This is a genomic window from Microbulbifer maximicatervae (SeqCode) (genome assembly GCF_052467065.1).
On record NZ_CP174299.1, the window covers coordinates 2,664,734 to 2,680,521 of the forward strand.

Here is a 15,788-nt window from a genome sequence, read left to right on the forward strand (position 1 = left end):
CCTTTTTGGCGGCGGAAAACGCTGGAGCAAATGAGTCGATCCGAGTGGGAGCAGCTTTGTGACGGTTGTGGTCGCTGCTGCCTGCACAGCTTGGAGGATGAGGATACGGGTGAGGTCTACCTCACTAATGTGGCCTGCCGCCTGTTGGATACCCATTCCTGCCAGTGCAGTGAGTACAGCCAGCGCAAAGCCCATGTCCCAGGATGCATTCAGTTGCGTATAGAGGATATTGCCGAATTCGATTGGTTGCCGCTCACCTGCGCATACCGCAGTCTTGCGGAAGGGCGCCCTCTTGCAGACTGGCACCCATTGGTGTCGGGGGACCCGGAATCCGTACATCGGGCGGGGATATCGGTGCGTGGGCGCGTTGTCAGTGAAGAGTCGGTTCATTCAGACGATATGGAGGATCATATTGTCTCTTGGGTTGAACAAGGTTGATCGCAAACGGGAACTGCGACCTTTGAACGCCTTTGAATATTGCGCATAATTAAATCATTCTTCGGATCGATTTATGGCTGGCAGTGCTTGTCTGCGAAGCGGCGTAAATATGCCGGTTCCGAGCGAGTGACGATGTAAAGGACCCTGGCATATATGCCCGATATTAAATCGGTGTGCCAGAAAGTAGAGTGAGAGAATGACAGAAGATTTCCAATTTGCCTGGATGGTATACGCCGCTTCAACACTGGTTATGCTGTTGGCGGGCTGGTGGTTTATGCGCAATTGGCGCTGGAGTTGGGTACGCCAGACTCTACTGTTAGTGGCTGCGGCGGTGTTGCTGGCGCCGGCAAAGACCTCTGTAGCGGAGTCAGTTGCTGTGCCGGTGTTGCCGCTATTTGTTTATCAAACGCTGTTTGAAGAAAATGGAGCGGCGCCAGAGGTCACTACCAATTTGATATTCGCTTCGGGTGGAGCCCTGGCGATCATGGTTGTTTGGGGGATTGTCAGCTTGCTGATGAGGTTTCGCCGGGACAGGCGTCGTCGCTTTGATGAAGATCCCTACTTTAACGAACAATAACCCAAGATATGGCTGTCATGCCTGAGGGCAGGGTAGCCATTCCCCCAGTATTTTTTGTTGCACTTTAATTCACTTGCGCAGCCATCGTCCCTCCTCGACGCCTATATCCAGGCCTTCACTCGGTTGCTCGTATCAAAGGCGCTAAAACCCTTTAGACCGGCAACCCCAGTCAATGACAGCTGCTATATCTATTAAGCTGGTTCCCGCTGTGGCGCAATGCAAAACAATGTAAAAGCCGTGTCACTTTTCTGCCAGGTATCCAGTAACAACAAGAGGCGGCTGTATCCAGCATGTGGGAAATACCTCGCACCTAATAGGGGAAGAGGGCAAGGGCAGTCGTGAATAGAGTGAAATATTCAGTTCAATACCCACTTGCCCGGATTGGCAGTGAGAGCCGAATGGCTGAGGAATACTGATGCTCGATCACCTGCTTATATTGACTGCAGTAATGCTGGTTTCGGGCATTTTGGGTGGGTTGGTCAATTACTATCAAATGCTGTTTACCGAAGAAGATCCAGCGGGGCTCGCACGTTGCCTGATTATGGGGCTGTGTGGCGCCTTGATGGTGCCGATATTCCTTAAATTCACCCAGAGTGACTTGTTGATAGAAATCCAGGGTGACCCCTCGCGTTTATTGATTTTTACCGGTTACTGCCTGCTCGCTGCAATTGCGTCCCGTATGTTCGTGTTTAACGCCGCGCGGCGCCAGTTGCGCGACGCCAGTATTGCCCGCGCCCGAGTAGAGAATATGGAGCAGGAGCTGCGCACCATGCAGTTGGAAATGATGCCCCTATTGGAGCATGAAATTGAGGGCGATCCCGAGCAGGGGCCGACCATCGATTTCAATCAGATCCGTAAATTGGATGACAATGCCCTACAGGTGCTGCATTTGTTAAATACCGGGGAGTGTGTATTTCGGTCTCTTTCCGGCATGGTGCAGGACAGCGGTATGGAAACCAATTCTATAGCCCGCGCCTTGAATAGCTTGCTGGTGCTGGAGATGGTCGGGAAAATTCACAGTCACCTGGGCATCCGCTGGTATATCACCGGCAAAGGTCGCCAGGTTGTACACCGCCGCAGTACCCAGATGGCCTAGGCTGCTTCGGTAAGCCCACGCGTACTTTCAAGGCTCGCCCTGCGGGACTGGCAAATTCCTCCAGCGCAAGCTGGTCATCCAAATTGAGCGTTACCGCCTCGCCCCCAACCTGTTGTTCAATTATCATTCGCTAAAAGAGATAGTTAGCCTCGACGACAGGATTGGAGCAGTTATGAAGTTTACCGGTACCGAAAGCTATGTAGCGACCGACGACTTGCAGATGGCGGTGAATGCGGCCGTTACCCTGCAGCGCCCACTATTGATCAAGGGTGAGCCCGGCACCGGCAAAACACTGCTCGCCGAGCAGGTAGCAGAGAGCCTCGGACTAAAGCTGATTCAGTGGCATATTAAATCCACCACCAAAGCCCAGCAGGGCCTGTACGAGTACGACGCGGTATCCCGCCTGCGGGACTCCCAACTGGGGGTGGATAAGGTTCACGATATTGGCAACTACATTAAGCGCGGTAAGCTTTGGGAGGCCTTTGCGGCAGAAGAGCGCGTGGTGCTGCTGATCGATGAAATCGATAAAGCGGATATCGAATTCCCCAACGACCTGCTGGTTGAGCTGGATCGTATGGAGTTCTTTGTCTATGAGACTGGCGAAACCATCAAGGCCAAGCAGCGCCCCATCGTAATTATCACTTCCAATAATGAGAAAGAATTGCCGGACGCCTTTTTACGCCGTTGCTTTTTCCATTACATCAGCTTCCCCGATCGTGACACCATGTGCAAAATTGTCGATGTGCACTACCCAGGGATCAAAGGGCAGCTGGTGGCCGAGGCAATGGATATTTTCTTCCAGCTGCGCGAGGTTCCAGGCCTGAAGAAAAAGCCTTCGACCTCCGAACTGATCGATTGGCTCAAGCTGTTGATGGCTGATGATATTCCCGAGGAGATCCTGAAAAACAGCGATAGCAGCAATGCCATTCCGCCGCTCTACGGTGCCCTGCTGAAAAACGAGCAGGATGTCCATATGCTGGAGCGCCTGGCGTTTATGGCCCGTCGCGATAATCGCTAAACTGTGTTGGTTAATGTCACCGAGGGCTGAAATTGTCCTCGGTGATTTCGGCCCGGTTTAACCGGGTGTTATTTTTTCTCTGTGCTGACTGCGAATTATTATGCTGATTGGCTTTTTCCAGAATTTACGCCGCTATAAATTACCGGTAACCATCACCGAACTGCTGGCCCTGCTTGAGGCATTACAGCAGCGCCTGGTATTTGCCGACCTTGAGGAATTTTACTTCCTTGCCCGCGTTTGCCTCGTCAAGGATGAGAAGCACTTCGATAAATTTGATCGCGCTTTCGACGCCTATTTTAAGGACCTTGAGACCCTCGACGACATTGTCGAGCAAATGATTCCCGAGGACTGGCTGCGTGCAGAATTTATGAAGCAGCTGACCGAAGAGGAAAAGGCCCAGGTGCAAAGCCTCGGTGGCTTGGAAAAACTACTGGAGGAATTTAAAAAGCGTCTAGAGGAGCAGAAGAAGCGTCACAGCGGTGGTAATCGCTGGATTGGTACTGGCGGCACCAGCCCGTTTGGCAATAGTGGTTATCATCCCGGCGGTATCCGTGTGGGTGGTAAGGGGCGCAATCGCTCGGCGTCAAAAGTGTGGGAGAAGCGCCAGTTTAAAAATCTGGATGACAGTATCAGTCTGGGCACCCGCAATATCCAGGTGGCTCTGCGCAAGCTGCGCAAATTTGCCCGCACCGGTGCCGCAGAGGAACTGGATCTGGATAACACCATTTCCTCTACTGCACGCAACGCAGGGTTACTGGATATTCAAATGGTGCCGGAGCGACATAATGCAATTAAGGTGCTGATCTTTTTCGATGTAGGGGGCTCTATGGACCCCTATGTGCGCGTCTGTGAAGAACTGTTCTCCGCCTGTCGTTCTGAGTTCAAGCATCTCGAATATTTTTATTTCCACAATTTTGTTTACGAGCATGTGTGGAAAGACAACCAGCGGCGCTATAGCGAAAATACCTCGCTGCTGGAAATACTGCGCACCTATGGCAAGGACTACAAAGTAATTTTTGTCGGCGATGCGTCTATGGCGCCCTACGAAATTACCAGTCGTTTCGGCAGTGTCGAACATATGAATGAGGAGCCCGGTGCGGCCTGGATGGAGCGTGTTACCGATACCTACAGTAACCTGATCTGGTTGAACCCTGTAGGAGAGGAGTACTGGCAATATACTCCCAGTATCGGTATGACCCAGAGACTGGTGGACGGGCATATGTATCCGATGACCCTGGAGGGATTGGATCGAGCCATCGCTTATTTGGTTAAAGGGCGTTAAAAAGCTGATCGCTTTTTCAGGTAGCACCTTAGGTGCTACCTGCTATTCGTGGGATTTCGTTAGTTGCTCAACTAGAGAGAGAAGCGAAAAATCGCTTCGTGGAGTCATTATCAATGAGAAGCCACTGGGTTTCTCTATCTCTTTTCCCCCAGTATTAATCTCATTTTCTACGATAGAAAACAACGGCAGATGACACTGGGGGGTGCCCCAAAGCCCTGCAATAGCGGTTAAACCCAATAGTCGCTGGCGATTTGTTTGTAATTTTCTGGATTCACTATCGGTCCCTTTCTTAATTGCGGTTGTGGGGGTGGTTGGTACTAGTAAAACGCTACTGTTGTCCGGTAGTAATGTTTCCATCAACTTGCACCACTGTTGTCGTTTTTCGTTGGCCCAGGATATCTCATCATCGGTAATTGATAGGGCCATAGTAATTCTTGTGGCTATGTCCTCTGAAAATACCGGCCGGTATTTTCGCAACCAGTCTCCGTGAGTATTGGCGATGGCGCGGCCCTGCAAAATTCTGAATACATCCGCCAGCTCGCCCAGTAATTCAATGTCAGACAGGTGTTTAATCTCGCAGATAGAAAATTGATTATTTAATGTAGGAATAAATTCCTGGATTGCTGATTGAATAGGCGTATCTGCCAGTTGACTGATCTCGGGGCAAGTAACCAGGCGGGTTACTTTATTTGCGGATAAATGCTGTGACGGGATTAGAATTTTGCCGACGTCTACAAGTAATGAAGGAGTTTGACTAAACCAACCGACAGTATCAAAGCAGGGTGCTAAACCGATAACACCGTCGGTAGGAATAAGTGAGTGACTGGTTCGAATGCCGAATAAACCACAATAGCTTGCAGGTACCCTCACCGATCCGCCGGTGTCGGTGCCTAAGCCAATATCGGCTGTTCCTGAGGCCACGGCGGCGGCCGATCCCATAGAGGAACCCCCACAAAAATAGCCGGGCAGTTTAGGGTTGTCGGCAGAACCGTAGTGTAAATTACTCCCCTGCATGCTGTAGGCGAGTTCATCAAGGTGAGTAAACCCAGTAAAGGTTGAGCCGGCCTCCAGTAATTTCTGCAAGCTAAGTGCGGTTTTATTGGCAGGAGGGTGAGTATTGAACCACTCGGGGCTGCCTGCCGTATTTTTCTCCCCTTTCAATTGAAAGAGATCTTTGACCGCTAAACGTACGCCTGTTAGCGGTCCGGAATCTGATAACGTTAAAGAGCGAGGTCCGTGCTCGCAAAATACGCCTTTTATGGGTTGGCTCCCTTATTTGTCATTACCGCTAAAATGCTTCGGCGGTACACCGTCGTGATCGGCGGTGATGCTCAGTTCCTCCTTGGTGGTTTCGCCCACCTTTACATGAACCTCTTCTGCACCGTGCATCCAGTCCACCAGTTTCTCGCGAATAAAGTACAGGATAATTCCGGCAATAATAGCGGCCAGGGCTACTCCGCCAAAGGTTGCGAGTGGACCGGATACACCGACGAGTTTACCGATCTCTGCGGCTCCTTTGTTGGCAATACCAATAAAGGCAAACCAAAGCCCCATCATCAGGGATAAATAGCGCAGCGGAGATAATTTAGTTACGACAGAGAGCCCAATTGGCGATAGGCAAAGTTCGCCAATGGTGTGGAAAATATAGGCAAATACCAGCCACCAAATACTCGCTTTAATGGTCTCTGAATCGCCAATTTGCAGGGCGGCACCGCACATGGATAAGAAACCCACGCCGAGAAAAACCAGCCCCAAACTGAATTTGGCCGGTGAGCTAGGTTCCCGATCCCCCATGCCTACCCAGATACTGGCCATAATTGGCGCGAGGATAATAATAAACAGAGGGTTTACCATCTGCAGCCAACTGGCGGGAATTTCCCACCCCAGTACATTCAGGTCGGTTCGATATTTGGCGAATAAGTTCATTGAGCCGGCAGCCTGCTCAAAGCCGGCCCAAAAAATCACGATAAACACACCCAGCACCAAAATAACTTTGATGCGGTCGCGCTCTTCCTGAGTCAACGGGCGGCGCTTATCGACGTCCTCATCTTTCTTGTCTTTCAGTTCCAGGTGCGCAGAAGGTTCTACACCGATTTCTCCCAGGTAGCGCTTGGCTTGGGTCATCTGCAGGATTAGGCCGGCTAACATGCCAAGGCCAGCGACGATAAAGGCCAGCTGGTAATCCACCTTTTCCCCAATCCAGCCCACCAGTAGGTAACCGAGGATAGAGCCCAGGTTGATGCCCATATAAAAAATGGTAAAGGCGGTATCCCGGCGGTGGTCACCTTCCTCGTAAAGGTCCCCGACCATGGTAGAGATATTTGGCTTGAAGAAACCGTTGCCGATAATCAGCAATGCCAACCCGATCCACAACATATAAATTTGGCTGCCATTTGGCAGCCAACCGTGGGGGAATCCCAGGGCGAACTGCCCCAGCATCATCAAGGTGCCGCCGAACATAATACAGCGGCGCTGGCCCCAGCGATTATCCGCCATCCAACCGCCGATAATGGGGGTCAGGTAGACCAGCATTGCATACCAGCCCAGGTAGCTGAGGGCTTTGGATTGCAATTCGGTATCGGTCAGTTGTTCCCAGCCGAAGACTGCGGCAGTCGCTGTAGAGGTCAGGTAGAAGACAAAAATACCACGCATGCCGTAGTAGCTGAGACGTTCCCACATCTCAGTACCAAACAACAGGAAGAGTCCCTTGGGGTGGCCAAATAGTTGGCCTGCGCTGGCGGGGGGCTTGGGCTTGATCTCTTGCATAGTACTGCTCGCAAGGTATGACCCTGAGGAATTGCACCAGCAGTAAAGGCCGTGCCCCTCAGAAGAAGTGCTATTCGCACCAGTATAGATGAGCGCCACAATAAGGTTTGATAGCCCTGCGGTGCTCAGGGGGTATAATCCCGCGTTTGCCATTGCTGTACGAATTATGAGTCACACCGAAGCAGAAAAAGTACTGGGGGCGCTGCAGGCCCGAATCTCCGCGACCATGGGGCGTGACCGCTATGGGTTGCGCAGGACTGTCAAAAATGTGCGCCGGCGCCAGAAAGAGGGCAAGCCGGTAGATCGCATGTTGGCCCAATTGGAGCAGCAGCTCCAAGCGTCTGAGACCCTGGTGGAGGAGCGCCGGCGCAAGTTGCCGGAAGTGCAGTGGCCGGAGTCTTTGCCAGTGGTAGCGCGGCGGGAGGAAATCGCCGAGCAGATCGAGAAAAATCAGGTTGTAGTGATTGCCGGTGAAACCGGTTCTGGTAAAACCACTCAGTTGCCAAAAATTTGCCTGTCACTGGGCCGGGGAATTTACGGTCAGATCGGCCACACCCAGCCGCGCAGGATTGCCGCGCGCACTGTAGCCAATCGAATTGCTGAAGAGCTGGGGCAGCCCCTGGGAGAGTCCGTCGGTTACCAGGTGCGCTTTACCGACCACAGCACCGAGCATACCCACGTCAAGCTGATGACAGACGGTATCCTGCTGGCTGAAATTCAGCGCGATCCCCTGTTAAATAAATACGATACGCTGATTATCGATGAGGCCCATGAGCGCAGCCTAAATATTGATTTTCTGTTGGGCTATTTGAAAACCATACTGCCCAAGCGCCCTGACCTGAAACTGATAATTACCTCGGCCACCATCGACCTGGAAAAATTTTCCCGGCACTTTGACGATGCGCCGATTATTGAGGTTTCGGGTCGTACCTACCCGGTGGAAGTACACTATCGCCCCGCAGCGGATACGGATGCAGATCTCAACGAGCAGGTGGTCACTGCTGTGGAGGAGTTGCTGCACGAGGAAAAGTCCAGCAGTCGGCGCGGTGGGGATATCCTGGTATTTATGAGCGGCGAGCGGGAAATCCGCGAGTGCGCCAAGGCTTTGCGCGATGCACAGATAGCGCAATTGGAAGTGCTGCCCTTGTATGCCCGCTTGAGCCTTGCGGAGCAAGCCAAAGTTTTCCACGGCCATAAAGGTCGCCGCATCGTACTCGCTACCAATGTGGCGGAGACCTCTATTACGGTGCCCGGTATCCGTTATGTGATCGACCCGGGTACTGCACGAGTGAGCCGCTACAGCTACCGCAGTAAAATTCAGCGGCTGCCTATAGAGCCGGTTTCCCAGGCCAGCGCCAACCAGCGTGCCGGTCGCTGTGGCCGTGTCAGCGCCGGTGTTTGTGTGCGCTTGTATGAAGAGCGGGATTTTGAGCAGCGCCCGGAATTTACCGATGCGGAAATTCTGCGCACGAATCTGGCCGCAGTCATTCTGCAAATGTTGCAGTTGCGTATCGGTGATATCCGCGAGTTTCCATTTGTCGATCCGCCGGACCCACGACTGATTAATGACGGCTATAAATTGCTGCAGGAATTACAGGCGGTAGATGAGCAGGGTCGGGTCACTAAATTGGGGCGATCCCTGTCAAGGTTGCCTTTAGACCCGCGCCTGAGCCGCATGTTATTGGCGGGGGCAGAGAATGGCAGTGCGCGGGAACTCTTGATTATTGTCGCCGCTCTGGCCGTGCAGGACCCGCGCGAGCGCCCGGCAGAAAAACGCCAGGCTGCGGATGAAAAGCATCGCCAGTGGCAACATGAACAATCGGATTTTTTATCCTTCGTTCAGCTGTGGGATGCCTTTGAAGTCCAGCGTCAGGAACTGAGTCAAAATCAGTTGCGCAAGTGGTGCCAGAAAAACTTCCTGTCCTGGCTGCGTATGCGCGAGTGGAGAGATATCCACCACCAGCTGCGTGTGGCCTGTCGCGATCTCGAAGTTAAAGAAAACAAAGAGCCGGCGGAATACGAAGCGATACACCGGGCCATCGTGGTGGGATTGCTGGGCAATATTGGCGCGCGGGATGAAAACAAGGAGTTTAACGGCTGCCGCAATCGTCGTTTCCATATTTTCCCAGGCTCTGGTCAATTTAAAAAACCTCCCCGTTGGGTGGTGTCTGCCCAGTTACTGGAGACCAGCCGCCTGTTCGCCCATACCGTAGCCAAGGTCGAACCCGAGTGGATATTGGCCGCTGCGCAGCATCTGGTTAAGCGCAATTATTTTGAACCCCATTTTGACGCTCGCTCCGGGCAGGTGATGGCCTTTGAGAAGGTCTCCCTTTACGGTTTGGTGCTAGTGGAAAAACGCCGAATTCCCTACGGCAAACTGGACCCGCAAACTTCTCGGGAAGTGTTTATTCGCCAGGCGCTGGTGGAGCAACGCTATCGCGGTAAGGGGCGATTTTATAAGCACTATCTCGACCTGTTGAAGTCCCTGGAAGAGCTGGAAGCCAAATCCCGTCGTCGGGATATTTTGGTGGATGATGAAGTGGTGTACCGCTTCTTCGATGAGCGTATCCCAGCGGATATCGTCAACCTGGCTGGATTTGAGCACTGGCGCAAGAAAGCGGAATCCAGCGATACACAGCTGCTGTTTATTCCCCGCGACTTATTGATGCAGCAGAGTGCCGATCATGTGGGAGAGGCCCAATTCCCTAATGAGTTGCAGGCGGGCGGTATTGTCTATCCGCTCAGCTATCACTTTGAGCCTGGCAGTGTGGATGATGGCGTCAGTATACAGGTGCCGGTTGCAGCACTGCACCAGGTGCCGGCAGCTCGCCTCTCCTGGTTGGTGCCGGGCATCTTGCGGGACAAGTGCATCGCTCTGGTAAAAGCCCTGCCCAAGCAGTGGCGTAAATATTTTGTGCCAGTGCCGGCTGCGATAGATAAGGCTTTGCCTCGACTGCGTGCAGACAATACCCCATTGTGGCAGTCGTTGGCTCTGGAGCTGAAGCGCCAGACAGCGCAGCAGCTGCCAGATGAGGTATGGGAGTCTGCGGAACAGGCCCTGGAAGATTATTACCGTTTCAATATCCAGGTGATGGAAGAAGCCGGTAAATTGCTGGATCAAGATCGGGATTTGGCCCTATTGCAGGCGCGCTACCGGGATAGGGTACAGCAGGGGCTGGCAACGGCTGGCGACAGTTTTGAGCGGGAGGGTATTTCCCGCTGGGACTTCGGTGATCTTCCAGAGACCCATACCCTCAACCAGGGCGGGCTCAAGGTGCGGGCTTACCCCGCGCTGGTTGAAGGAAAAGACAGTGTCTCCCTGAAGCTACTGGATAACCCCAGCGAGGCTCGCAGGCTTACTCGCGCCGGTATTTGCCGTTTGGCTCTGCTGCACTTGCCGGAGAAGGTGAAGTATCTGCGCAAAGAGCTGCTGCGTGGCAAGGAGCTGGGGCTTTCTGCAGCAGATCTGGGGCGCCGTGAGGAGGTAGCTGACGACATTTTGATGGCAGCCGTGCGCGAGGTTTTCTGGCCCAAAGAGGAGTTACCGCGCACCGAAGCTGAATTCCTGGCCGCTTTGAAAAATGACGGTGACTTGGTGGGGGTGGCCCAGGAGATTGGTGATCTGTTGGTCAAGGCCCTGGCTCAGCTGGTGCCACTGCGCAAACAAATCAAGCAGCAGAAAAACCTGGCGGTCGCAATGGCGGTGGGGGATATCCAGCAGCAACTGGCTGGGCTCTTCTACCGAGGATGCCTGTTTGATACTCCGCTGTCATGGCTGCGCCAGTACGGCCGCTATCTAAAGGCGATCGCAATGCGCTTGGAAAAGGCTGCTCTCGACCCTAACCGTGACCGAAAACTGCAAGTTGAATACCAGAAGGCGGCGGAGCCTTACTTGGCGCAAGTGGAGAAATATTCACCCAGAGAACTCTCTGCAGAGGCAGAATTGCGTGAGTTTCGCTGGATGTTGGAGGAATTTCGTGTTTCCTTATTCGCGCAGACTCTAAAAACCCTGATGCCGGTGTCATCCAAGCGCTTAAGCAAGTCATGGGCAGAAATTGATGGGAAAGGTTTGCTTGGTTGATTTTCTCTATGGAAAAGAGATCACAAAAAAAATTTTGATCAAGTGTAAGAATTTGATGGAGAGCCCGACAGAAGTACTGAAAGCAGGCCTGGAGCCCAGAATGACCCCTTGATACCGGTTATTTTGTGGCGGGTTCTATTCAATGACTGATTTTTGTTTCGCAGCATTATACTTCTGCGGAGTGGAAAAAAGTCTCTTGTACTTTTTATTGCTAAGGACACCTAGTTAGGAGATTCACTATGAACAAGAAGCACCTTTCCCCTGTAGCCGCCGCAGTTGGCGCAGCGTTTATCGCCACTGCCGCTATGAATGTATCTGCTGCCAACAGCAATGCTAACCCCTTTGCCGCAGCAGACCTGAGCTCAGGCTACAACGTGGCGCTGGCTGATCACGATGGTGATGATAAAAAGAAAGAGGGTAAGTGCGGCGAAGGCAAGTGCGGCGAAGGTAAGAAAAAAGAAGGCAAGTGCGGCGAAGGTAAGTGCGGCGAAGGCAAGAAAAAAGAAGGTAAGTGCGGCGAAGGTAAGTGTGGCGGGTAATTTTTCGCTGTACTCAAAGAGGGTGGATACGCTTTAGCGATCCACCCTGTTTTTTATTTGTCGCTGAAAAAAGTGAGACCTGAAAGTGTTGCGCGAGTTTTCCGTAGAAGGCGCTGGGTTTGGATTGCGCCGCTCAATGATGGGTGAAAACCTTGATACAGATACCGTAGATTTTCTGGAGGTAGCACCTGAGAATTGGATTGGTGTTGGCGGTCGCTATGGGCGCTGGTTCAAGGAATATACAGAGCGTTTTCCCTTTTTACTTCACGGTTTATCTCTCTCGATTGGTGCACCAGAACCATTGGATATGGAATTGGTTGCAGCCATTAAAAAATTTATCAAGCAACACAATATTCGCGGTTATAGTGAGCACTTGAGTTATTGCTCAGATCACGGCCATCTGTACGATTTGTTGCCCATTCCCTTTACGCAAGAAGCGGTGATGTATGTTGCCGAGCGAATCCGTATGGTCCAGGACGCACTGGAAGAACGGATTGCAATGGAGAATGTCTCCTACTATGCGGCGCCGGGCCAGGAGATGACTGAACTGGCTTTTTTAAATGCGGTGCTGGAAGAGGCCGATTGTGATTTGCTTCTGGACGTGAACAATATTTATGTAAACTCGATTAACCATCGCTACGATGCGCTGGACTTTCTATCTGCACTACCTACTGAAAGAATTCGCTACGTACATATTGCCGGGCACTATGATGAGGCAGAGGATTTAAAGGTGGACACCCATGGTGCACCGGTTATTGATCCTGTGTGGGAACTACTCGATCGCGCCTACGATATTCACGGTGTGATGCCGACGCTACTTGAGCGGGATTTTAATATTCCGCCGATTCCCAAATTACTTGAAGAAGTAGGACATATTAAAACCATTCAGGCCAGTCACCAGGTGGAAGAGAATTATGTCCTCAGTCGTCGATAAACCCGAGACATTCAAAAGTGTGCAGCGGGACTTTGCTGCCCATTTGCGCGCACCGGATCAAGTTGCGCCGCCGGTAGAAATTGAGGACCGGCGTATCGCTATTTATCGAGATTTGATTTACAGCAATATTGAGTCCTTTGTTGCCAGTGGATTCCCGGTATTGCGCAGTCTTTATAGCGACGAAGACTGGCATCAAATGGTGCGTGATTTTGTCCATAAACACACATCCGTTAGCCCGTATTTTTTGCAGATCAGTGAAGAGTTTCTCTCATATTTACAGAGCGAACGGGGAGAACAACCACAAGATCCTCCGTTCCTGTTGGAGCTTGCCCACTACGAGTGGGTAGAGTTGGCTTTAGATGTCAGTGATGTGGAATTACCGGAAGGGCTGGCGATAGAGGGGGATGTTTTACAGCAAGTTCCTGTAGTTTCCCCCCTCGTTTGGAGCCTCAGCTACCGCTACCCAGTGCATCGGTTGGGGCCGGATTTTCAGCCCCAAGAGCCGCCGGAGGTATCGACGTTCCTTTTCGTTTACCGGGATCGTTCCGACAAAGTGAATTTTATGGAGATCAATGCCGTCACCGCCAGATTGTTGCAGTTGGTCTCTGCGGGCGATTACACCGGCTTACAAATATTGGAACAGATGGCTCAGGAATTACCCAATATTAGTCGTGACTCCTTATTTGATTTTGGTGCCGATTTATTAGAAAAACTACTGAATAAAGGGGTTATTGCCGGTTTAAAGGCTTAGCCTGTGATTGCCTGAAACTCCTTTATCTTTGGCAAATCCCAGCTGCTATGCTGCCGAGGGTAGCTTACGAATTACTAGGGCGTTAGAATCCTTGGTCTCACTAGTTTGATATAAGAGGAGCAGGGTTGTGCTTGGAAGCAAAACTTTATCGCCCTGGTTAATGGCAACTCTGATAGCTGTTACTCCAGTAGGGGCGCTAGCGCAACAAGATCCGTTTGGTGGTGCAGCTCAAAACCCGGCTGCGGTAGATACCAGCGGAGCAGAGGATGCCAGTGCCGATGACGGGGGCCTGTCTCTCGAGGATGAGTACGGCTTTGATCCTGCCGATGAATTTGGTGGTGCCGAGGGCGAAGATTTATCACTTCGCGACCCCTGGGAAGGTTTTAATCGGGCCATATTCTCCTTCAACGATGGTGCAGATCGCTATGTGTTGAAGCCCGCCGCTGTCAGCTATCGCCAAATTACCCCGATTTTCGTGCAGCACGGTGTCAGCAACTTTTTCGACAATCTGCGCGAAGTTACCAATACTTTTAATGATGTTCTGCAGGGTAAATGGGGCCAAGCGGGCAATGACGCGGGTCGTTTCCTGGTGAATTCCACGGTAGGTATTGTCGGTATTCTGGATGTTGCCCAGCACATGGGTCTCGAGCAGGGTGATGGCGAGGACTTTGGCCAGACTTTGGCTGTTTGGGGGGTGCCTTCTGGCCCCTACCTGGTTTTGCCGCTACTGGGTCCGTCCACTGTACGGGATACTCCTGCCAGAGTGGTGGATTACTACACTAACCCCTTGACCTATGTAAATGACGACGCGACCAAATATGCATTGAAGGGTACAGATATCATTCAGAGCCGTGCCAGCCTGCTGCAAGCGGAGTCCCTGTTGCATGGTGATCGCTATGTACTCTTGCGGGATGCTTACCTGCAGCGCCGCGACTATTTGATCGTCGATGGTGAAATGGATGTTCAAACCGAAGAAGAGGCCGCAGAGGCAATTGATCAGGGTGAAGTGGAAGAGGCTTCCGACTACTGATTTGTCACCTAGGGCAGATAACTTTTTAGAGCCTTTATATGGCCGGCCCCAGTAGCCTGGTGCTTACCAACGATGAGCGCTCCCGCAATTTTTTGCGAGGGGCGCTTTCGCGTTTTGGCTTCCAGGTAAGTGTTGCCAACAACGGGGAAGATGGCATCGGCCAGTTCAGCCCCGGTGCTTTCCATATCGTATTGATTGATCGCTATTTGCCGGATATGAGTGGGCTGGAAGTGTTGCGGCGGATAAAGCGTATTGCCCCAGAAGTGGCTGCGGTAATTATTGCCTCAGACAGTGCTGCCGATGATGTACTCCAAGCGATGCGCCTTGGAGCCAGAGACTACCTGGTTAAACCCCTGGAAGAAGCGGCGGCTATTGATCGCATGATCTGCCGTATCAGCGGTGAAGAAAACCTGGCGAAGCAGAATCGCGAATATAAAGTGACCTTGGAGCGTCGCAACAGTGAACTGCGGGATCATGTGGAGCTGCTGCGCAGGGACCAGGAAGCTGGCCGTTTACTGCAACAGCATTTACTTCCCCGTACCCCCTATCACTACCCCAGCGGTGTGGAAGCATCCTACCGGCTGGTTCCCTCCCTGTACCTGAGCGGTGATTTTGTTGATTACGGCTTGTTCGGTGAGCGCTTTGTAGCCTTTTACCTGGTCGATGTGTCAGGCCATGGTGTCTCTTCTGCGCTGGTTACTGCCCTGATTAAGCACAGCATTATGCATCGCTTGCGGGAGCGCCCCTTATTTGCCCAGCTGGACTCCCTCAGTGATGACTTGTTGGATGTCCTTAATTTGGTCAATGGCGAGTTGTTATCCACAAAATTGGGCAAGCACGCCAGTATGTTTGTCGGGGTTGTGGATAGTAGTGCTCAGCAATTGCACTATGCCGTCGCCGGGCAAATACCTATGCCGGCTCTGGTTAGTGAGGCGGGTGCAGACTGGTTGCCGGGAAAAGGGCGTCCCCTGGGTATTTTTGAACGGGGTGATTGGCAAGTGATGCGTGCTGAGCTGCCGCCCGCTTGGCGCCTGGTCGCTTGTTCAGACGGTGTACTTGAATTATTACAGGGTGATCTGCTCGATAAAGAGGCCCAGCTTTTGCAGGCTATTTCAGAGAGTGGGGGAGAACTCGACAGACTCTGTCAGTCTCTAAAAATGGATACTTTTGGTGCCCTTCCGGACGATATTACGATTCTTACTTTAGGCCGCCAGTAATGCCTAAAACTTCTATCGATAGTCTTCGACTATGAAGTCGAATTTTGTGCTTTATCGCA

13 protein-coding genes are annotated in these 15,788 nt (G+C 52.1%); 11 read left to right on the forward strand and 2 right to left on the reverse strand.

Annotated features, from left to right (window positions below; genetic code table 11):
* Positions 1 to 30 precede the first annotated feature (30 nt).
* The 5 genes from ACJJI1_RS11775 (at position 31) to ACJJI1_RS11795 (ending at position 4,411) form a co-directional block, all read left to right on the forward strand.
* The gene (locus tag ACJJI1_RS11775; RefSeq protein ID WP_413664476.1) at positions 31 to 438 is read left to right on the forward strand and encodes a YcgN family cysteine cluster protein; all 408 of its coding nucleotides are present in this window, start codon (positions 31 to 33) and stop codon (positions 436 to 438) included.
* Positions 439 to 634: 196 nt separating this feature from the next.
* A complete protein-coding gene (locus ACJJI1_RS11780) occupies positions 635 to 1,015 on the forward strand; it encodes a hypothetical protein (RefSeq protein ID WP_282934168.1) in 381 nt (126 codons plus the stop codon).
* A 415-nt stretch (positions 1,016 to 1,430) separates the two neighbouring features.
* Entirely contained in the window at positions 1,431 to 2,111 is a 681-nt protein-coding gene (locus tag ACJJI1_RS11785) for a YEATS-associated helix-containing protein (RefSeq protein WP_108731891.1), read from the forward strand.
* 172 nt (positions 2,112 to 2,283) lie between these two features.
* Positions 2,284 to 3,129 (forward strand): AAA family ATPase, encoded by an 846-nt coding sequence (locus ACJJI1_RS11790; protein WP_444906345.1) that lies wholly within the window; start codon positions 2,284 to 2,286, stop codon positions 3,127 to 3,129.
* Between the two features lie 100 nt (positions 3,130 to 3,229).
* Positions 3,230 to 4,411: a vWA domain-containing protein gene (locus ACJJI1_RS11795; RefSeq protein ID WP_108731893.1), complete on the forward strand. Its 1,182-nt coding sequence runs from the start codon at positions 3,230 to 3,232 to the stop codon at positions 4,409 to 4,411.
* A gap of 42 nt (positions 4,412 to 4,453) precedes the next feature.
* Here ACJJI1_RS11795 and ACJJI1_RS11800 read toward each other — a convergent pair whose 3' ends face one another.
* Positions 4,454 to 5,572 (reverse strand): amidase family protein, encoded by a 1,119-nt coding sequence (locus tag ACJJI1_RS11800; RefSeq protein ID WP_444956745.1) that lies wholly within the window; start codon positions 5,570 to 5,572, stop codon positions 4,454 to 4,456.
* Positions 5,573 to 5,683: 111 nt separating this feature from the next.
* A complete protein-coding gene (locus ACJJI1_RS11805) occupies positions 5,684 to 7,177 on the reverse strand; it encodes a peptide MFS transporter (protein ID WP_413664480.1) in 1,494 nt (497 codons plus the stop codon).
* Positions 7,178 to 7,343: 166 nt separating this feature from the next.
* On the opposite strand from ACJJI1_RS11805, the gene hrpA reads away from it, so the two are divergent.
* The 6 genes from hrpA to ACJJI1_RS11835 all read left to right on the forward strand — a co-directional run bounded on the left by hrpA (position 7,344) and on the right by ACJJI1_RS11835 (position 15,729).
* A complete protein-coding gene (gene hrpA, locus ACJJI1_RS11810; RefSeq protein ID WP_444956746.1) occupies positions 7,344 to 11,258 on the forward strand; it encodes an ATP-dependent RNA helicase HrpA in 3,915 nt (1,304 codons plus the stop codon).
* Positions 11,259 to 11,497: 239 nt separating this feature from the next.
* Positions 11,498 to 11,797, forward strand: a complete 300-nt coding sequence (locus ACJJI1_RS11815) for an HvfA family oxazolone/thioamide-modified RiPP metallophore (RefSeq protein ID WP_108731896.1) — start codon at positions 11,498 to 11,500, stop codon at positions 11,795 to 11,797.
* Positions 11,798 to 11,885: 88 nt separating this feature from the next.
* The gene (locus tag ACJJI1_RS11820) at positions 11,886 to 12,731 is read left to right on the forward strand and encodes an HvfB family MNIO-type RiPP peptide maturase (RefSeq protein ID WP_444959383.1); all 846 of its coding nucleotides are present in this window, start codon (positions 11,886 to 11,888) and stop codon (positions 12,729 to 12,731) included.
* Positions 12,712 to 13,482: an HvfC family RiPP maturation protein gene (locus ACJJI1_RS11825; RefSeq protein WP_444956747.1), complete on the forward strand. Its 771-nt coding sequence runs from the start codon at positions 12,712 to 12,714 to the stop codon at positions 13,480 to 13,482. Before ACJJI1_RS11820 ends, ACJJI1_RS11825 begins: the two co-directional genes overlap by 20 nt.
* A gap of 127 nt (positions 13,483 to 13,609) precedes the next feature.
* Positions 13,610 to 14,512, forward strand: coding sequence for an MlaA family lipoprotein (locus ACJJI1_RS11830; RefSeq protein ID WP_413664483.1), 903 nt, complete (start codon positions 13,610 to 13,612; stop codon positions 14,510 to 14,512).
* A gap of 38 nt (positions 14,513 to 14,550) precedes the next feature.
* Positions 14,551 to 15,729, forward strand: a complete 1,179-nt coding sequence (locus ACJJI1_RS11835; protein ID WP_444956748.1) for a PP2C family protein-serine/threonine phosphatase — start codon at positions 14,551 to 14,553, stop codon at positions 15,727 to 15,729.
* The last annotated feature ends 59 nt before the right edge of the window (positions 15,730 to 15,788 follow it).